This is a genomic window from Clostridium sp. AF21-20LB, from assembly GCF_003478795.1.
Lineage (GTDB): Bacteria > Bacillota > Clostridia > Lachnospirales > Lachnospiraceae > Otoolea > Otoolea fessa.
Window position 1 is genome coordinate 49,882 of record NZ_QUGD01000004.1, and the last position, 20,425, is coordinate 70,306.

The 20,425-nt window shown below is 49.4% G+C and carries 14 protein-coding genes and 2 pseudogenes; 5 read left to right on the plus strand and 11 right to left on the minus strand.

Annotation, left to right across the window (positions count from 1 at the left end; translation table 11 throughout):
* Positions 1–87: 87 nt before the first annotated feature.
* A complete protein-coding gene (locus tag DWX76_RS03535) occupies positions 88–1,038 on the minus strand; it encodes a 3'-5' exoribonuclease YhaM family protein (RefSeq protein WP_118570131.1) in 951 nt (316 codons plus the stop codon).
* Between the two features lie 23 nt (positions 1,039–1,061).
* Positions 1,062–2,336: a S1C family serine protease gene (locus DWX76_RS03540; protein ID WP_233430292.1), complete on the minus strand. Its 1,275-nt coding sequence runs from the start codon at positions 2,334–2,336 to the stop codon at positions 1,062–1,064.
* 279 nt (positions 2,337–2,615) lie between these two features.
* Between DWX76_RS03540 and DWX76_RS03545 the strand changes: the two are divergent.
* The 3 genes and pseudogenes from DWX76_RS03545 to DWX76_RS03555 all read left to right on the plus strand — a co-directional run bounded on the left by DWX76_RS03545 (position 2,616) and on the right by DWX76_RS03555 (position 7,270).
* Positions 2,616–5,020 (plus strand): annotated as a pseudogene (locus tag DWX76_RS03545) (endonuclease MutS2).
* Between the two features lie 65 nt (positions 5,021–5,085).
* Complete coding sequence (locus DWX76_RS03550) at positions 5,086–5,799, plus strand: response regulator transcription factor (protein ID WP_107001860.1); 714 nt, start codon at positions 5,086–5,088, stop codon at positions 5,797–5,799.
* 52 nt (positions 5,800–5,851) lie between these two features.
* A complete protein-coding gene (locus DWX76_RS03555; protein ID WP_117796703.1) occupies positions 5,852–7,270 on the plus strand; it encodes a sensor histidine kinase in 1,419 nt (472 codons plus the stop codon).
* Positions 7,271–7,299: 29 nt separating this feature from the next.
* On the opposite strand, the gene DWX76_RS03560 is transcribed toward DWX76_RS03555, so the two are convergent.
* The 3 genes from DWX76_RS03560 to DWX76_RS03570 all read right to left on the minus strand — a co-directional run bounded on the left by DWX76_RS03560 (position 7,300) and on the right by DWX76_RS03570 (position 9,188).
* On the minus strand, positions 7,300–7,932 hold the full coding sequence (locus DWX76_RS03560; RefSeq protein WP_022358806.1) for a helix-turn-helix domain-containing protein: 633 nt from the start codon (positions 7,930–7,932) through the stop codon (positions 7,300–7,302).
* On the minus strand, positions 7,913–8,590 hold the full coding sequence (locus DWX76_RS03565; RefSeq protein ID WP_107001858.1) for a DUF3990 domain-containing protein: 678 nt from the start codon (positions 8,588–8,590) through the stop codon (positions 7,913–7,915). Before DWX76_RS03565 ends, DWX76_RS03560 begins: the two co-directional genes overlap by 20 nt.
* Before the next feature lie 226 nt (positions 8,591–8,816).
* Positions 8,817–9,188, minus strand: a complete 372-nt coding sequence (locus tag DWX76_RS03570) for an L-serine ammonia-lyase, iron-sulfur-dependent, subunit alpha (RefSeq protein WP_207664891.1) — start codon at positions 9,186–9,188, stop codon at positions 8,817–8,819.
* A gap of 85 nt (positions 9,189–9,273) precedes the next feature.
* Here DWX76_RS03570 and DWX76_RS03575 point away from each other — a divergent pair, with 85 nt between their 5' ends.
* On the plus strand, positions 9,274–10,260 hold the full coding sequence (locus tag DWX76_RS03575; protein WP_182429720.1) for an ornithine cyclodeaminase family protein: 987 nt from the start codon (positions 9,274–9,276) through the stop codon (positions 10,258–10,260).
* A gap of 156 nt (positions 10,261–10,416) precedes the next feature.
* Here DWX76_RS03575 and glyA read toward each other — a convergent pair whose 3' ends face one another.
* The 4 genes and pseudogenes from glyA to clpB form a co-directional block, all read right to left on the minus strand.
* Positions 10,417–11,664, minus strand: coding sequence for a serine hydroxymethyltransferase (gene glyA, locus DWX76_RS03580; RefSeq protein WP_022358816.1), 1,248 nt, complete (start codon positions 11,662–11,664; stop codon positions 10,417–10,419).
* Between the two features lie 151 nt (positions 11,665–11,815).
* Positions 11,816–12,963: pseudogene (locus DWX76_RS03585) on the minus strand (FprA family A-type flavoprotein).
* Positions 12,964–13,092: 129 nt separating this feature from the next.
* Positions 13,093–13,536: a ribose 5-phosphate isomerase B gene (rpiB, locus tag DWX76_RS03590; protein WP_022358818.1), complete on the minus strand. Its 444-nt coding sequence runs from the start codon at positions 13,534–13,536 to the stop codon at positions 13,093–13,095.
* Positions 13,537–13,746: 210 nt separating this feature from the next.
* Positions 13,747–16,338: an ATP-dependent chaperone ClpB gene (gene clpB, locus DWX76_RS03595; RefSeq protein ID WP_107001854.1), complete on the minus strand. Its 2,592-nt coding sequence runs from the start codon at positions 16,336–16,338 to the stop codon at positions 13,747–13,749.
* Positions 16,339–17,025: 687 nt separating this feature from the next.
* Between clpB and DWX76_RS03605 the strand changes: the two genes are divergently transcribed.
* Positions 17,026–18,516 (plus strand): hybrid sensor histidine kinase/response regulator, encoded by a 1,491-nt coding sequence (locus tag DWX76_RS03605; protein WP_118492821.1) that lies wholly within the window; start codon positions 17,026–17,028, stop codon positions 18,514–18,516.
* 69 nt (positions 18,517–18,585) lie between these two features.
* On the opposite strand, the gene aroE is transcribed toward DWX76_RS03605, so the two are convergent.
* Together aroE and DWX76_RS03615 are read right to left on the minus strand one after the other, a co-directional pair.
* Positions 18,586–19,455 carry a shikimate dehydrogenase gene (gene aroE / locus DWX76_RS03610; protein WP_117796709.1) on the minus strand — a complete coding sequence of 290 codons (870 nt, stop codon included), beginning with the start codon at positions 19,453–19,455 and terminating at the stop codon, positions 18,586–18,588.
* Between the two features lie 48 nt (positions 19,456–19,503).
* Entirely contained in the window at positions 19,504–20,283 is a 780-nt protein-coding gene (locus DWX76_RS03615; protein ID WP_118570134.1) for a shikimate kinase, read from the minus strand.
* Positions 20,284–20,425 lie beyond the last annotated feature (142 nt).

The window sequence follows — 20,425 nt, forward strand, 5'->3', positions numbered from 1 at the left end:
TTCTGCAAGGCAGCATCTGCTTGTGCAGCGCTGTTTTCTTTTTCTTATATACATTTAGACTCATTTTAGATGTCTGTTATCTTATTATTATTCCGTCGGCGTCGTCTTTCTCACATTCGTCTCCAGGAAACGGTTATATCCGAGCCAGCCCGGATTCTCCCCGCCGCTCTTTAAGACTTCCAGCATCGTCTCCATCTTCGCATCGGTATTGTCCGCGAAATTCAATGCCAGCGCCTCCAGAAGCGCCGGTTTCTTCGGGGAACCGTACTCTAATTCGCCGTGGTGCGCAAGGATGCAGTGCTTTAACTCCGCCGCTGTCTTTGCCGGGAATCCCGGAATCTCCTTAATACGGTCTGCAACCATCATCGTGCCGATCACGATATGACCTAAGAGCTGACCGTCGTCCGTATAATCATTTTCCGGAAATGAGGATAATTCCTGCACTTTTCCGATGTCGTGGAACAGCGCCGCCGTCAGAAGCAGATCGCGGTTCAGCGCCGGATATGACTTCGTGTAGAAATCACAGAGTTTCATAACACTTAACGTATGTTCCAAAAGTCCGCCCACAAAACCATGATGCACACTCTTCGCCGCCGAATGGAAGCAGAATTTCTTCACAAATGCCTTATCTTCCAGGAAATAGCTGGATGCCAGCTTTTTCAGGTACGGATTCTGGAAAGACTGCACCAGAGCCGTCAGCTCCTGATACATTATCTTGATATCCTTTGAGCTGACCGGAAGGTAATCGCTTTCCTGATACTCGCCCTCGTCCGCCTTGCGTATGCGCTTGATATTTAACTGGTTGGAACCCTGGAAAACCGTCACATCGCCGTCCACATAGACGTACTGCAGCGGCTCAAAATCATTGATGCCCGGGGAACTTAAATCCCAGATTTTGCAGTCTACCGTGCCTGTTTTATCCTGAAGCAGCACGGAAGCGTACTCTTTTCCGTTTTTCGTCACCGCGTGCTGTTTCGTCTTACATAAATATACGTCCGAGACTCTCATTCCTTCCCGGAACTGTTCAATATATCTCATTCTGCCTATATCCTCCTGAATTTCTATCTGGCGCGCAGAGATACCAAAAATGGAATTTCCGTGTATCCGTCGCGCCCTTTCCGCATCACATTTACCGATACAGACACGCCGCTCGCGGAATTTTCAATCTGCGCCTGGAGATCTTTGAAACTTCCGATCTCCTTTGTGCCAAATTTCACAATAATATCGCCGGGCTGGATGCCAGCGTCATATGCCGGGCTGCCGGAGACTGCCTCCGTCACGTAAACGCCCGCCGGAATGCCGCTCCCCTGCATCGCACGGCTCACATCCTGTCCCAGGATGCCCAGATATGCCGCCGAAGCGCCATTCGTCAGCCGCTCCAGAATCGGCTTGTAGCTGGAAATGGTGTACGCCGCCGTCCGATCCGTACAGCTCTCGCTGCGGCAGGACTCCGATGTCCAGCCGACCATCTCTCCGGCTGTATTGATCAAAAAGGTACCCGTCTGCGAATTGCTGCTGATATCCGCATACAGGATCCGCGTCAGTCCATCTGTAATCTGCACATTGCGCGCCACGTAGGATACCGTTCCGAACGAAAGCGAATGCACCTGTCCGGACGGACCGCCGATACCTACGAGGACATCGCCTGCCTTGACCGTATATGAATTGGCAAGTGAAAGCACCTGCACCTTTTTCCGCTCTTCTTCCGGCAGATTGCCGGACGGCACCGCCACAACTGCCATTCCGAGCACTTCGTCAATCTGGCGCACTGTACCAGCGATCTTCGTTCCATCCGAAAATCTCACATTGATCGAATCTGCCGCCCGCACCGCATCGGCGTAAGTAAAGATCAGAAATTCTCCATCACTCTCCGCGATGACTGCACCTGCATAATCACCCGTATTTTCCACCGGATTTCCAAATATATCCGTATCCTGTTTGCCGGAGCTGACCGTCACGATCGACTTATCACCCTGTTCCCCGATTCCACGCAATACCGACGTCATCGAATTGAAATTGTCTGCGGAAAACTGATAGCTGGAAAGCGCCTCGCTGACCGCCTCATCAATCTCCTGCTCCATTTGTTCCGGCTGCGCTGTCATATCCGCATCTGCACCGTCCGACGGCGAAACAGAGTCCGGATCGTCCTTGGAAAACTCGACTGAGGATGTCTCCTGCATCCCATTTTCCTGAAAACACCGATCCGCAAACGGCTTTACCGCCGCAAACGAAACCGCCGCGACTCCTCCAAATGCGGCTGACGCGCATACAAAGAGAGCCACCCGCTTCGCAATCTGTTTTCTGGTCAGCGGCGGCTTCACTATCGTTTCTCTCATGAATTCCCGTTTTTCCTTTTTTTCAAGTTCTTCTGAATCCGGCATTTCACTTTCCCCTTTGCATAACATATCCTAATTATACTTTCCTTCTTAAGGTTATGCAAGAAAAAAGTGCGAATGCTTGGCTAGACGGCGGGGAATGTGATATAATGTGAACACTTGACGAGGTCTTTTCGAGTCTAGTGAGAACTTATACCTGACCACTTAATGAGGTCTTTCACGAATTTAGTGGTCACGGTATCATGTGAACACCATTTAAATTAAGAGGATTACCACAACATGAATGAAAAAGCATTAAAAACTCTCGAATATACAAAGATCATCGACCAGCTCACGGAGTACGCCTCCACGGAGATGGGAAAACAGATGTGCCGGGAACTGCAGCCGTCCTGTGATCTGGGGACGATCCGGCAAAGCCAGACGGAGACGACCGATGCCCTGACGCGCGTCCGCATGAAGGGAAGTCTCTCCTTCGGCGGCGTGAAGGATGTGCGTGGTTCCATGAAACGTCTGGAAATCGGAAGTTCCCTGGGGATCCCGGAGCTTCTCTCTGTCAGCTCCCTGCTGACAGTCGCTGCCCGCGCGCAGAGCTACGGACGCCATGAGAAATCCGAAGAATTTCCAGATGATTCCCTTGATGAGCGCTTCCGCGCCCTGGATCCGCTGACGCCGGTCAACAATGAGATCAAGCGCTGCCTGCCATCCGAGGATGAGGTCAGCGATGACGCAAGTCCGGGACTTGCCAAAGTGCGCCGCTCCATGAAGATCGTGGGCGGACGCGTCCATACCCAGTTAAATTCTATTTTAAATTCCAGCCGGACCTATTTACAGGATGCCGTCATCACAATGCGCGACGGGCGCTATTGCCTGCCGGTCAAGGCTGAGTATAAATCCCAGGTACCAGGCATGGTGCACGACCAGTCCTCAACCGGTTCGACTGTATTTATCGAGCCGCTCGCGATCGTCAAGCTGAACAACGAACTGCGCGAGCTGGAAATCCAGGAAAAACGGGAAATTGAATTTGTTCTGGCAGCTCTTTCCAGCCAGCTTATGCCTTACACCGACGCGATCCTCTCGGATCTTTCGATTCTGGCAGAGCTCGATTTCATTTTCGCAAAGGCAGCTCTTTCCCGCCACTATAACTGCGTGGAACCGAAATTTAACAACAAACGGTATATCAATATCAAGGACGGACGCCATCCGCTCTTAAATCCGAAACAGGTCGTTCCGATCAACATCTGGGTTGGCGATTCGTTTGACCTTCTGATTGTGACGGGTCCAAACACGGGTGGTAAAACCGTTTCTTTAAAAACCGTCGGACTCTTTACCCTGATGGGGCAGTCAGGACTCCATATCCCGGCATTTGAGGGATCCGAGTTGGCTGTTTTTGACAATGTATTTGCCGACATTGGCGATGAGCAGAGCATCGAGCAGAATCTGAGTACATTCTCCGCCCATATGACGAATATCGTTTCGATTTTAAATGAGGCGGACGCCAATTCGCTCTGTCTCTTCGATGAGCTCTGTTCCGGTACCGACCCGACCGAGGGCGCGGCGCTGGCGATTGCGGTTTTAAATTTCCTGCACAACATGACCTGCCGGACGATCGCAACCACGCATTACAGCGAATTAAAAGTCTTTGCGCTGACCGCGCCAGGCGTTGAAAATGCCTGCTGCGAGTTCAACGTCGAGACTCTCCGCCCGACCTACCGCCTGCTCATCGGTATTCCAGGAAAAAGTAATGCATTTGCCATTTCCCGCAAGCTGGGGCTGCCGGATATATCATCGACGAGGCGAAAAACCAGATGGAGCAGAAGGACGAATCCTTCGAGGATCTGCTTGCCAATCTGGAAAACAGCCGCGTGACCATTGAAAAAGAGCGCGAAGAGATCGCCTCCTATAAACAGGAAATTGAAACGCTGAAGAACCGCCTCCAGCAGAAGGAAGAACGTTTCTCCGAGCAGAAGGAAAAAATGCTTTCCAAAGCCCGCGAGGAAGCTCAGAAGATCCTTCAGGATGCGAAGGACACCGCCGATCAGACGATCCGCAACATCAACAAGCTTGCCAAGTCTTCCGGCGTCAATAAAGAACTGGAAGCTGAGCGGACCAAGCTACGCGGCAAGATCCAGGATGTAGACAAGAAACTGGCAGTTAAGAAAACCGCCGCACCGAAAAAAGCCGTTTCCGCGAAAAAGCTGCGTCTCGGCGATACCGTGCGCGTTCTCTCGATGAATTTAAAGGGAACCGTCAGCTCCCTGCCGAACGCCAAGGGCGATCTGTATGTACAGATGGGAATTCTGCGCTCCCTCGTCAATATCCGCGATCTGGAAATGGTCGAGGAAGCATCCATCACCGGACCGGGACTTTCCGGCACGCATACGGGTGGTTCCCGCGGATCCGGAAGCGGAAGCAGCAAGATCAAGATGTCCAAGTCCTTCAGCGTATCGCCGGAGGTCAACCTGATTGGCATGACCGTCGATGAGGCGATCCCGGTACTCGACAAATACCTGGATGATGCCTACCTGGCGCATCTTCCGCAGGTCCGCGTCGTACATGGTCGTGGAACCGGCGCTTTGAAAGCGGGCGTACACCGCCACTTGAAGAAATTAAGCTATGTCAAGGAATACCGGCTTGGCGAGTTTGGCGAAGGCGATACAGGCGTTACAATCGTGACATTTAAATAAGAAATATCCATAACTGTTCAGGTACTGAACAGTTACAAATATCCAAAAAAACAGGAGGAATCAACATGGCTGAAAAGCAGCGCATTCTCATCGTAGATGACGACTACAACATTGCTGAACTAATCTCACTTTACCTGACGAAAGAATGTTTTGAAACGAAAATTGTCGGAGACGGGGAAGAAGCTCTCCGGGTATTTCCCGAATTTCAGCCCAACCTGATTCTCCTTGATCTGATGCTTCCGGGCATCGACGGCTATCAGGTCTGCCGGGAACTGCGAAGTACCTCCCAGGTGCCAATCATCATGCTCTCCGCCAAGGGCGAAATCTTTGATAAGGTGCTGGGGCTGGAGCTGGGCGCCGATGACTACATGATCAAACCATTCGATTCGAAAGAGTTGGTTGCCAGAGTCAAAGCCGTTCTGCGGCGCTACCAGCTGCCGGTGCAGATGCCTGCATCGTCCGTGACCGAACAGCATGGCAATTTTGTCGAATATCCGGATCTCATCGTCAACCTGACGAACTACTCCGTCATTTACAACGGACACTCGATCGAGCTGCCGCCGAAGGAACTGGAACTGCTCTATTTCCTCGCGTCCTCACCAAACCAGGTATTCACAAGGGAGCAACTTCTCGACCATATCTGGGGATATGAATACATCGGCGACACGCGGACGGTAGATGTCCATATCAAGCGGCTCCGTGAAAAAATCAAGGGCAACGACAAGTGGGCGCTGACGACCGTCTGGGGGATTGGATATAAATTTGAGGTAAAACGGTAACTGTTAGTAAAGGAACTGAACTGTTACGTGAAGAGGTAACCGGAGGTTTACCATGAAATCAAACCACTACACACATTCTCTTTATTATAAACTGCTGATCGGCTATCTCATCTTCGGTCTGCTTGGATTCATCACGATCGCGACCATCTCATCTGAGATGACCTACCACCATCTGGTGGAACGCGAATCGGAGGTTCTGTATGACGAGGCGACCATGATTGCCGATCGGTGCAGCAAAGCCTACGAGGGCAAAACCATCAATCTCGACTCGGCATACCCACAGCTCGAGGCGGTTTCCGCCTATCTGCAATCGGATATCTGGATCCTGAACCATGAGGGCACCATCGTTGCGGACAGCAGCGACAGTCGTACCGGCATCGCAATCGACGATTTCGACCCGACCGCACAGGGCAACCGGCTCTATTCCATCGGACAGTATTACAACCTGTTTGACAGCAAAGTACTCTCCGTTTCCGCCCCGATCACAGGCAATATGAAGACCTACGGCTACATCGTGATTCATATGCCAATCCAGAACATTGAGGCGGAACAGAACGGATTTCTAAATATTATTTACATAACATCGATCATCCTGTTCTTCCTATCCCTGGTGGTGCTTCTTGTTTTTACAAAAGTGGTCTATTTCCCGCTCAAAAAGATTACGGTCGCAGCCAATGAATATGCAGCCGGAAACCTGGCACACAATATCCCGATTACCACCCATGACGAGATCGGCTATCTCGCCAGCACATTAAACTATATGTCCAGCGAGTTAAATGAAATGGAACAGTACCAGCACAATTTCATTGCGAACGTATCGCACGATTTCCGCTCGCCTCTGACTTCCATCAAGGGCTATCTCGAGGCGATTCTCGATGGCACAATCCCGCAGGAACTCTATCACAAATACCTGCACATCGTCATTTCCGAGACCGAGCGCCTTAACAAGCTGACCCAAGGCATGCTGACGCTCAACTCCTTGGACAGCAAGGGCTACTTAACCCGGACAAATTTCGATATCAACCGGACGATCAAGGATACCGCCGCAACCTTCGAGGGCACGTGCAGCGCGAAAGGCATCACGTTTGACCTGACCTTTGCGGATAGCATCCAGATGGTCTACGCCGATCTCGGAAAAATCCAGCAGGTTCTCTACAACCTGATCGACAACGCGATCAAATTCAGCCACGAGGATTCGATCATTTACATCCAGACCTCCATCCGGTATGAAAAAATCTTCATTTCCGTCAAAGACACCGGCATCGGCATCCCGAAGGACAGCCAGAAGAAAATCTTTGAACGTTTCTACAAGACCGACTTATCGCGCGGAAAAGATAAAAAGGGGACCGGGCTGGGGCTTGCGATTGTCAAAGAGATTGTTCAGGCACATGGGGAAAATATCGACGTTGTCAGCACCGAGGGCGTGGGGACGGAATTTATTTTTAGTCTGCCGAAGGCGACTGCGCTATAGCAAATTGAAACTGTCCAATTCCTTCGCAATTACAGCAAATCTTCCATCTGGCATCCCAGTGACCGTGCAAGCGCACGCACGGTTTCTGCGGATGCTTTTTGAATCTTCTTTTTTCCCTGTTCATACTGCTGAATACTCCGCAGCGTAACCCCCGATTGCTCTGAAAGATCCTTTTGGGTATATCCCGCCATCTTCCGGATCCGCCGCAACGCGTTTTTCCCCTGCTCTTTTCTTCGAATGATTCTGTCTGCCGCCTCAACAAATTTATCCTCCGGAGCTTCATGAAGTGCCGGATACATTTCCACAACCTCCCGGACCGGAAGCCCTGCTTCAATTTCCTTAAATTTCTTCTCACTGTACCACTGATAATACGCCAGTATCCAGCCACTCCAATACTCTCTGGAACAGGTAAATTCTACCTGCGGTTCCGGCAGTTCGTCCTTTTTTCCCGCTTTTCGAAGCACTTCCTCCGCAAGCTCCGTTCCAGAAAAGCCGCTCACTACTCTTGGTACACCTTCCCCAAATTTTTCTGCATACCCGGTTGTAAGAAACAATTTCCAAAAATCTTCCAGATCCATCCCACAGGCATTGACCGCATAATCTGTCATTTCCCCCAGATTTCTCATCGCATCATCCAGATATTCAATCCCATAAGCGCTCATCCTCAGCCGACACCTCCCCTCGAATCAAATCCCGCATATAAATACCGTCGATATCATCCTCTTCCACCTTTTTCCGGTATGCATTTCTAGCTTGCTCATCCCTGGCTCTTCGTTTTACATAATATTCCACTGAATCTACTCCTTCATAAGAAAGAAAGTGTATCGCCTGAAATGCCTTCTGACTCTTTAATACATACTGCTCTCCCAATTTTCCCAGCCGCATCGCATACGAAAGCTGCTCTAACGATATTTCATTATTTACAAACGCCCTTGCAAATGAAAAATACGAATCATCCGCCCGGTACCCAATCACCACATCATATCCGTCCACATCCGGGAGGAAATGTTCCAGCAGCCACTCTCTTCCCCGTTTCATGACCGCCGAAGAAAGGCGGATTTTCCGGTATTTCATCAAAATCGCCAGCCAATGAAGAACGCTGTAGTGCTTCTCCATCAAATTTAAAATCAAAAGACCGGTTTCATCCATTTCATACTGATTCACATAGCCGTCCTCCCGCTCGGCGCACGACCACTCCTTCGCCAGCTCCAGACTCTCCGTACAATAAAAGCCCTGTCCGTAGTCATTATAGACCTTTCCCTGACCATACATAGGAGTAGAAATAATTTCCAAGGAACCGTGATATAAAATTTTTCTCATTCTGAGGAACCTCCTTATCTATTATGGGAGCAAGTAGAAACATGTGGTATATAAAAAATAGATTCGTTTTAATGAAAATAACTCTATAGAGATATTTTTTATTAATATTATATCTCTATAGAGTTATTTAATCAATTTTTATTTCAGATCTTAAAAAGATATGCCACCTTACAGTACGCACCTTACACAAACTGTAACTGTCCTTTCACGATGTTTCGAATTACACCTACCGCGCCTCTTCCCCCGGAAAATGCGCGTCGGACCGCTTCAGAATCTCCCGGGCAGTCTTTGTCTTACCCAGACCACCAAAGGTACAACGCAGTTCCAGCGGCAGCGACAGACCGATCTCATAGATCGCGCCGATTGTCTCATCCAGCGGGATCATCTTGTCGTAGCCTGCCAGAATCATATTGGCGCTGGCGAGCGCATTGCTTCCTCCCATGATATTTTTGCCGAGACATGGCCATTCAACACGGTTTCCGACCGGATCGCAGGCAAGTCCTGTGATGTTCTGGAGTCCTACAGACGCCGCATCCAGAGATTGCCGGTTTATTCTGTTTTCATCTTGACAATGAAACGTGAAACTGCTACAATCCAACCATACAAACCACATTTGATTTGTGATAAATCCATTTTTAGTATATATGTTTTATTTCATTCATAAATATTCAGGAGGTTTTGATATGTTATTTCTCAGCGAACAAGAAATGTGGCAGTCCGTCACCTTAGAGGATGTCATGGACGCGATCGAAGATGCGTATGCGATTCACAAAAGCGGCAATTATAAGATGCCGGATCGTTTTATCGCACAGCGTGATAAAAATATGATGCTCTATATGCCGTGTTTTCTGGATTCCGTCATCGGTACAAAGATGTTATCCGAATTTCCGGACAATCCCTCTCTGGGAATTCCGTATCTGAACGGACTTATGATTTTAAATAACGCAAAGACCGGTCTGCCGAAGGCGATTATGAACGGAAGTGTCCTGACCGCAATGCGGACCGGTGCGGTCGGCGGTGTCGCACTGCGCTATCTGGCTCCAGAGGATGCTGCCTCAGTTGGTCTGGTTGGCTGCGGTATGCAGGGACTACACCAGCTTCTCTATGCCTGCGAGGTGCGCCCGATCACAGATATTTATCTGTATGACGCATACGCTAAGGATCTTTCCGGCTTTATCGAGCGCTTATCGGCGCGTCTGGCATCGTTTGGAAAAAACTCCATCCAGATTCATACCTGCGCGGATACCCGTGAACTGGCTGAGCACAGCCGCGTCCTGATCTCCGCCACCCAGGCGGTCGATCCGGTCTACCCGGATGATGAAGAGCTGCTTCGCGGCAAATGCTTTGTTGCCATCGGCTCCTGGCGTCCGGAACGGCGCGAACTGCCGGATGCGGTGTGGAAACTCGTCAAGAACGCGTACACCGAGCTTCCGTATGCCTGCGAGGAGAGCGGCGATCTGAAAATTCCGCTGGAAAAGGGCGTTCTGACACAGAAGCGCGTCCACTTTATCGAGGATCTGATCGAAGATACCAAGCAGGGACATCCGCATGAGCAGAACGAGACCCGCTGCTTTAAATCCGTCGGCATGGGACTCTTTGATGTGCGGACGGCACAGCTTATCTATGAAAAAGCATTGGAAAAAGGAATTGGACAAAAACTTAATTTCTAGGAAAAATGGTTGGAATAGAAAAGGCTGTATCACCTACCGCGCGCTTCCATGCGGCAGGCAATACAGCCTTTTTCTTATTGTTATATGTGCATTAATTTTCCAGCATTTTTCTGAATCTATAGACTGGCAAATTTTTCGCTCCATATTCTTCTCTACTTATTTATATAACGGATACTTCTCACACAGTTTCGTCACTTCCGCACGGATGTAATCTGCCTTGTTCTCGAAGTCGGTAGCTGCCAGCCAGATGCACTCTGCAATCACTTCCATGTCCTCTTCTTTCAGTCCACGGGTGGTAACAGCCGGAGTACCGATGCGGACACCAGAAGTAACAAACGGGCTTCTCGGGTCGTTCGGAACGGTGTTTTTGTTCAGGGTGATGTATACTTCATCGCAGCGGTTCTGCAGCTCTTTACCGGAAATATCCATGCCGCGCAGATCAACTAACATCAGGTGGTTATCGGTTCCGCCGGTTAGAATCTTGAATCCCTGCTTCTGAAGTGCGGCTGCCAGCGCTGCTGCATTCTTCTTTACCTGAAGCTGATACTCTTTAAATTCTGGTTTCAGCGCCTCGCCGAAGCAGACTGCCTTGCCAGCAATGATGTGCTCTAACGGACCGCCCTGGGTTCCCGGGAAAATCGCCTTGTTGAAGTTGAACTTCTCAGCTGCTTCCTTATTTGCCAGAATCAGACCACCTCTCGGTCCGCGCAGTGTCTTATGAGTGGTTGTCGTAACAACATCTGCATACGGAATCGGGCTCTGGTGAAGACCGGCTGCTACCAGACCAGCGATATGAGCCATATCGACCATCAGGTATGCGCCTACTTTGTCTGCAATTTCACGGAAACGTTTGAAATCAATCTCTCTTGCATAGGCACTTGCACCTGCAATGATCAGCTTCGGTTTTGCTTCCAGTGCAATGCGCTCTACCTCTTCGTAATCAATCACGCCATTGTCATCGACACCATACGGCACAATGTTGAAATATAAACCGGAGAAATTGACAGGGCTTCCGTGTGTCAGATGTCCGCCGTGATCCAGGTTCATGCCCATAACAGTATCACCCGGTTTCAGCATTGCGATAAATACCGCCATGTTTGCCTGCGCGCCGGAATGCGGCTGTACGTTTGCATAATCACAGCCAAACAGTTTTTTCGCTCTCTCGATCGCGATGGACTCTACAACATCGACACACTGGCATCCGCCGTAGTAACGTTTTCCCGGATATCCCTCCGCATATTTGTTGGTTAATACCGATCCCATCGCCATCATAACCGGCTCCGATACAATATTCTCCGACGCGATCAGCTCCAGGTTTCTTCTCTGACGGGCTGCCTCTGCTTCAATGGCTTCTCCCACTTCCGGGTCTGCCTCTGTAATGAACTTCATTACCTCATCTACCATGTCTGTTTCTCCTATTCTTTTTCTGTCATCCATACAAAATCATCAAGTGGATTTTTCATATATAAATATAAAACCACACTTTTGTCTCTCCGGATTTTTTATTTAAAAAAGCCTTTTTCAGGTCTCATTAAATACTGTCACCAGACGCTTCTTATGCCAGCAGCGCTTCCGCCATCTGCTCCAGCGACGGAATATCGCTCTCCTTGAGCGCCCCGCGAACCGTAACGATCGGTTCAACCACCGTGATCTCCTTCATCGCATCCAGCATTCCCTTCATCGTGCGCGCTGCACTCGGCGCCCAGGAACCGTTTTCAATCAGGGCAACGGTGCGTTTCTGGTAATTCTTGCTCTGTAAGTGGTGCAGGAAATCTGCCATAACCGGCATCACACCCGCGTCATAGGACGGTGCTGCCAATACAATTTTTCCATACCGGAATGCATCTTCCAGCGCCTCCGCCATATCACCGCGCGCCAGATCCGCGATTGCCACCTTCGGGCATCCTTTTTTCTCAAGAATTTCCTTGCATTTCTTCGCCGCATCCTCGGTGTTGCCATGCAGGGACGCATATGCGATAAATACACCCTCAGACTCAACGCCGTAGCTGCTCCAAATCTGGTATTTTTCAAGCACATGACCGATCGTTTCTTTCAGAACCGGTCCATGCAGCGGGCAGATAATCTGGATCTCAAGACCGGCTGCTTTCTTAAGAAGTGCCTGCACCTGCATTCCATATTTTCCTACAATATTGAAATAATACCGTCTCGCCTCGCAGTCCCAGTCCTCATCCACATCAAGCGCACCGAACTTGCCGAAACCGTCGGCGCTGAACAGCACCTTGTCGAAGGAATCATAGCTTACCATAACTTCCGGCCAGTGTACCATCGGTGCCATGATGAACGTCAGCTCATGGCGCCCCAGTTTCAGGGTATCGCCCTCCTTGACCGTCAGCGCACGGCTGGTATCAAGATCAAAGTACAGTTTCAGCATCGGAAATGTCTTCGCATTGCCTACCAGTGTGATTTCCGGGTACCGTTCTACGACTGCTGGATACTTGATGCATGATCCGGCTCCATGTGGCTGATTACCAGATAATCCGGGGTTCTTCCAGCCAGTGCGGTTTCCAGATTTCCCAGAAATTCCGTCTGTTTGCGCTTGTCTACCGTATCCATGATCGCGATCTTTTCATCCATAATCACGTATGAGTTATATGAAATACCATTTGGCACCTGATGCTGCCCCTCAAACAAGTCAATGTCATGGTCGTTTACACCGATGTAGCGAATATCTTCTGTGATCATTTCCTGCTTCCTCCTGTTCTTTTCGCAGCTGCTCCCTCTCTTTACAGCTGCCTCTTTTTGTTCTCACAGGCATCCCGCATCCTGCTGTCAGCCTGCCTTATGATTTCATCCGTTACCTCTGACTCTGAATCAGTCTTTCTCCTCAATCGCCATAATCATATCCACGCGTCTCTGATGGCGTCCGCCCTCAAATTCTGCGTTGATCCACTCGTCAACGATCATCTTCGCAAGCTCACTTCCTACCACGCGGGCGCCGAAGCAGAGTACATTGGCATCGTTGTGGCGGCGGGACATCACCGCTGTGTACGGCTCGCTGCATACGCAGGCGCGCACGCCTTTTACCTTGTTAGCTGCCAGTGAAATACCAAGACCGGTACCGCAGATTGCGATACCCAGATCGGCTTCGCCGGAAACAACTGCACGGCCTACCTTCTCTCCGTAAACTGGATAATCACAGCTCTCGCTGCTGTCTGTACCCAGATTTAACACTTCGATTCCTTTTTCTTTCAGGAAATCCACAATAATGTTCTTCAGTTCTACCGCCGAATGGTCATTTCCAATCGCAATTTTCATCTCATCTTCTCCTCATCTGACTGACTTCCGGAACAAATGATATAGTCCGGTCATTATGGAATCATTTTAGTAAAGTTGCCGGGCAATGTCAAGACTGTGAAAATCTCAGAAATACATAAAAAGAGCGCAGAGGAAGCTCTTTCGCACTTCTCCGCGCCCTATTGTTTCTTCTATATAATAGTTATAAATCCGCCGTAAGACGTTTTCCGCTTACGCGCTATGGACAGCCGAAGCCGTCAGCTTGCCATCCGAAAGCCCGATCTCTATCGTATCGCCCGCACGGACGCCGTCCGCCAGAATCAGCTTCGCTGCCAGTGTCTCAACGTTCTTCTGCAGGTACCGTTTCAGCGGTCTTGCACCGTAAACCGGATCGTAGCCATTTTCAATGATGAAATCCTTTGCCTCGTCCGTCAGGGCAATCTTTAATTCCTTATCCGCCAGACGTTTGTTGACATCTGCAATCAGAAGCTCAATGATGCCTCCGATGTTGCCTTTCGTCAGCGGCTTAAAGAGAATAATCTCATCCAGACGGTTCAGGAACTCAGGACGGAAGTGAGCTCTCAAGTCATGCATAACGGAGCTTTCCGCCTCCGGCTTGATCTGTCCCTTTTCATCGATGCCGTCCAGCAGATACTGGGAACCGATGTTGGAGGTCATAATCAGGATCGTATTCTTGAAATCGACAGTTTTGCCGGTCGAATCCGTGATACGTCCATCATCCAGAACCTGCAGCAGGACGTTAAATACATCCGGGTGCGCTTTCTCAACCTCATCGAAGAGGACAACGGAATACGGTTTGCGCCGTACTGCCTCGGTCAGCTGACCGCCCTCGTCATATCCGACATATCCTGGCGGCGCTCCGATCAGACGGGAAACGGAATGTTTCTCCATGTATTCACTCATATCGATACGAACCATGTTGTTCTCATCATCAAACAATGCCTCCGCCAGCGCTTTTGCAAGCTCTGTCTTGCCGACACCGGTCGGACCTAGGAACAGGAACGAACCGATTGGTTTCGTCGGATCCTTGATGCCCGCTTTGGAACGGATAATCGCCTCCGTTACCTTGGTAACGCCCTCATCCTGTCCGATGACACGTTTATGCAACAGTTCGTCCATATGCAGGGTCTTGCTGCGCTCGCTCTCGGTCAGTTTGGCAACCGGAATACCGGTCCACTTCGAAATAATCCGGGCAATCTCATCCTCGGTGACACTCTCATGTACCAGACTGAGATCCTGATTTTTCACTTTCTCTTCCTCTTCCGCCAACTGTTTCTGCAGTTCCGGCAGCTTGCCGTACTGGAGTTCAGCCGCTTTGTTGAGGTCATATGCCTGCTGCGCTGCCTGAATCTCGCCATTTACATGCTCAATCTCTTCACGCAGTTTGGACAGCTTATCAACGGAAGATTTTTCATTCTCCCACTGGGCTTTCTGGGTCGAAAAGCTGCTCTTGAGCTCTGCCAGTTCTTTCTGCAGTTCTGCCAGGCGATCCTGACTTAAGCGGTCAGTCTCTTTCTTAAGCGCAGCCTCTTCAATCTGCAGCTGCATGATACGTCTCGACAGTTCATCCAGCTCCGCCGGCATTGAATCCATCTCTGTCTTGATCATCGCGCACGCTTCATCAACCAGATCGATCGCCTTATCCGGAAGGAAACGATCCGTGATATAACGATCCGAGAGGATTGCCGCCGATACAAGCGCAGAGTCGGTAATCTTGACCCCGTGGTAAACCTCATATCTCTCTTTCAGACCACGCAGAATGGAAATCGTATCTTCCACGGTCGGCTCATCAACGTGAACCGGCTGGAAACGACGTTCCAGAGCTGCATCTTTTTCGATGTATTTACGGTACTCATCCAGGGTCGTCGCACCGATACAGTGCAGTTCACCTCTAGCCAGCATAGGCTTCAGCATATTCCCGGCGTCCATCGCGCCCTCGGATTTGCCCGCGCCGACGATCGTATGCAGCTCATCGATAAACAGAATAATCTGTCCCTCGCTCTTCTTGACCTCGTCAAGCACCGCTTTCAGTCTCTCTTCGAACTCGCCGCGGTACTTCGCGCCCGCCATCAGAGCACCCATATCCAGGGCAAACAATTTCTTGTCCTTCAAGCCCTCCGGGACATCGCCGCGCACGATACGCTGTGCCAGTCCTTCAACAACGGCTGTCTTACCAACGCCAGGTTCACCAATCAGAACCGGGTTGTTTTTCGTCTTTCTGGAGAGAATCATAACCACATTACGGATCTCACCGTCACGGCCGATGACCGGATCGAGCTTCTGATCTCTCGCACGTTCCACCAGATCGTAACCGTATTTATTTAAAGTGTCATACGTTGCCTCAGGATTATCGCTGACGACACGCTGGTTGCCGCGCACTGTCGAAAGCGCCTGCAAAAAGCTCTCTTTCGTAATTCCGTAGAGACGGAACAGTTCCTTGACCGCCTTATTCGGCTGTTTTAACATCGCCAGAAATAAGTGCTCGACGGAAACATACTCGTCCCCCATCGCTTTGGCTTCGTCCTCCGCGTTCACCAGCACCTTGTTGGCATCGTTGGAGAAATACACCTGACCGCCGGATACCTTCGGCAGCTTTCCAATCGCCTGCTGCACCTCATCACGGAACTGGTCGCCCGAGATTCCCATCTTTGTTATTAATTTAAAAATCAAGCTGTCTTCCACAGTCAAAAGACTGTACAGCAAATGTTCCTGATCAATCTGCTGGTTTCCATATTCATACGCCAGCTTTTCCGTATTTTGAACGGCTTCCAGAGACTTCTGGGTAAATTTACTGATATTCATAAACCTGCCTCCTTTCGAACAATCTGTGAAAACCTTTTGGTCTTCTTTTGTTCTAGCAGTAATATAACACTTGTTGTTAGCACTGTCAAGTGTAGAGTGCTAATTTTTTATGAAGAATTTGTGAAATTTTTTTTTTTTAATTTTCATGTAAGCATATCTTTCTTGCTGATTTACCTGTTTTATGTTACATTTATTATCAACAACTCGATCTGTTTTTTAACTATAAACCCTGCATTTACATGAAAGTTGAATCTAACTTATGAACCATCCATCCAACGAAAATATCCCATCAAGAAGCTTTTCTTATCATGCCTTTAACTTTACCTTTTTGCTTCTTCTGGCAATATTTTTCATTTCCTTATACACCGTTGCACTGCTGAAAAGCAACAGCCGCATCACCCTGACCGCCGCCGTAGAACGGAATATTTCCTGTTCGGACGCGGTTCACCGGGCGATATCGAGCCGGCTGACGCGGGCAGATTTTGAACAAATCAACACAAAATCCGATATAGCTCCGCGCAGTATCGAAGCCTGCAGTCTTATTTAAATGAGCTTCGCAGCCTCAATTCGACGCGCTACTTATACACTGCCAAGCGTGGACCGGGCGGAAAACCCATCTACCTGATCGATGGCCTGGATCTGGAAGCACCTGATTTTGCTTATCCGGGCACCTACCTGGAAGAGGAAATGGTTCCGTATCTGGAAGCTGCCCTCTCCGGCAAAACGATCCACTCACAAAAGATCATTGATACCACATGGGGGCATATTTTTACCGCCTGCTATCCGGTCATTGCCTCCGACGGAACCAATGACATTCTCGGTGCCCTCTGTATCGAGATTGATATGGAAGACACTTACCGATCGATTGAGGCGATCAACCGTTCCTCCTTTGGAATCGCCGCTGCCGCGAGCATGATAGCACTTCTGCTAATTGTTATTTCCTATTTTTATACAAAGAAACAGAAGTCCAGAGAACTCACCCAGCAGCAGCTTCTGGAACAGACCGCAAAAGCAGCAGAGGCAGCCAACAAGGCGAAATCGACCTTCCTGTTCAATATGTCGCATGATATCCGGACACCGATGAATGCGATCCTCGGTTACGCAGAACTTGCCAGAAACCATCTGCAGGAACCGGAAAAAATCGGTGAATATATGGACAAGATCCATATTTCCGGTGAAAAGATGCTCTCTATCATCAACAATATTCTTCAGTTTTCACAGATTGAGAATAACCAGATACACATTGAAGAAACCTCCATCCAGACTGAGAAAAGTTTTGATTCCTGTATCGTCATGGTTCAGACTGCCCTGGAAGAAAAACAGCAGCATTTTCATGTGACTAAGGACATTTCGTACCCATATATCTACATTGACACGACGTATATGTCCGAAATTGTATTGAATATTTTGAGCAATGCGATCAAATATACCGCAAAGGGCGGGACGATCTCCTGTGCCCTCCGCCAGGAGCCTGGTGAAACGGACGGCTGGTGTATCACAGAAATCGCAATCACCGATACCGGCATCGGCATTTCCGAGGAATTCCAGTCGCATATTTTTGAATCATTTTCACGGGAGCGTTCTTCCACCGTCAGCGGCATTGAAGGCACCGGGCTTGGCATGGGAATCGTGAAAAATCTGGTGGATCTGATGCATGGAACGATCGAGGTAAAGAGCAAGCTCGGAGAAGGTTCAACGTTTACCGTCCGGATCCCATGCCGGATTTCCTCGCGGGAGGAAACAGAGCCTACCGCATTCGATGAAACAGCTGCCCAGACTCTATCCGGCTGCCGGATTCTTCTTGCGGAGGATAATGATCTGAACGCCGAAATTTCCATCGAACTTTTGACCCGCGAGGGGCTTTTGGTCGAACGGGCAAATGACGGGGTTGCCTGCCTGGAAATGCTGCAAAAAGCGCCGGAAGATTATTATGATTTGATTCTGATGGATATCCAGATGCCGATCATGGACGGCTACAAGGCAACGCGGGCGATCCGGCGGTTTTCGGATAAGAAGAAGGCTGGCATTCCGATCGTTGCGATGACAGCGAATGCATTTACAGAGGATAAAGAGCGGGCGCTGGAATCCGGAATGAATGATCATATGGCGAAGCCGATTGATATGAAGGTGCTGATGAGTGTGCTGGAGGAGCAGATTTGTGGGCATAAAGGTTTATAAATGATGAAAAACGGCACACCGCATTCTCATCACTAAGTAACGAGAATGCGGTGTGCCGTTCTTCAAATCCTATTTTGTAAAATATTTCTCTTTAATGATCTCCACCGGCATCTGCTGTCCTGTCCAGAGTTCAAAGGATGCAGCTCCCTGATAGAGAAGCATGTACATACCGTTGCTGGTCTTGCAGCCTGCCGCTCTTGCTTCGCGCAGTAAACGGGTCTCCTGAGGATTGTAGATGACATCGAATACGAACAGGTCTTTGTGGAACATCGTTGTATCAGTAATGATCGTGTTGTCTGTCTTCGGAGCCATGCCGACGGAAGTACCATTTACCAGAATCGCGCTGTCTGCGATGGACTGGCGCAGGATCTCCGGATCGGAGTAATCATGCAGGGTTACCTTGCACCCTGTGCGCTCGTTCAGTTTCTTTACAATCTCCTCGGCTCTCGGATAGAACGCGTCCTTGACGTTAAATACGTTAATTTCTGCCACGCCGTCTAAAGCTGCCTGTACAAGAATCGCGGTTGCGGCGCCGCCAGCACCTAAAAGCGTCATTTTCTTGCCAATGATGTCTACACCATTTTCTGCAACTGCACGCATAAATCCGACACCATCGGTCGTATAAGCAGTCAGAACACCGTCGTCGTTGACAATCGTATTGCAGGCGCCGGAAATCTCGGAAGCCGGTGAAACCTTGTCTGCCAGCTTGCACATGATATTTTTGCCCGGCATCGTGATATTCCAGCCGCGCGCGCCCATCGTCCGCAGTCCCTCAACCGCCTGCGGCATCTTCTCTTCCGGCACATCAAACGCCAGATATGTATAATCCAGACCCAACTGGCTGCACGCCTCGTTGTGCATCTCCGGCGAAACACTGTGTGCGACCGGGCTTCCCAGTAAACAAAGTAAACCTGTGTGTCCTGTGATATGATTCGACATCTTTTTTCCCCTTTCGTTTTCTCTGTCAGAACTTTCTGAGCAGTCACATTATTTAAACTTCTTCACCTGTGCAATGATCTCCTCGCAGATCTCATTCGCTGATTTTCCATCGGTCGCGATCACAATATCCGCTGCCGCTTCATACGCCGGTCTGCGCTTCTCCATCAGTTCGGAAACATATTCCACTGTCTTATTATTTTCCAGAAGCGGACGGTCATGGTTCTCTTTGACACGCTCCAGAATCGTCTCCGGCTTCGCGGTCAGAAGTATAACCTTGCCGCTCTTTCGCATCTCCTGTACATTGACCTCGCGCATCGCTACGCCGCCGCCGCAGGATACAATCTTGTTCTTCTCGTTTCCTACCTCTTTAAGCAGGTTTGTCTCCTCGTTGCGGAAATATGCCTCGCCGTGCAGATCGAAGATCTCAGAAATGCTCATGTTGTTCTTTTTCGCGATCATTTCATCCATTTCCACCACATCCATCGCAAAGGTATTCTGCAGTGCATTCGAAACGGTGCTCTTTCCGACTCCCATAAATCCGATCAGGAAAATATTGAATCCAAACAACTCATGGGACTGGATCCGTTTGCTCCGGTAGAGGACGCTGTCGTAAACTGCCATGATTGACTTTTTGTATTCATAATCATCCAGCTTCGCAAGCATCTTGCTCTTCTTGCGCTCTTCCTCCTCTGCCTGATAAATCGGAAGTCCGTTTTTCTGTTTATAATTTGTAATCTCCTGGATAATCTGGCAGCGCATCCGCAGGGCATCGATCAGAATCTCGTCGCACATGTCCAAATCATTTCGCAGCTTCTTTAATTCATCCATCTGTCTCATCCTTCTTCACTTGTATTCATTCAAATCACTTTTGCACTTTACATTGAAAGTGTGTTTTATTATTATACCCGAATCAGGATATGAACGCAAGTGCTAATGCGGAATAGCAGGTATAACTGTGGGGGATAGGTGT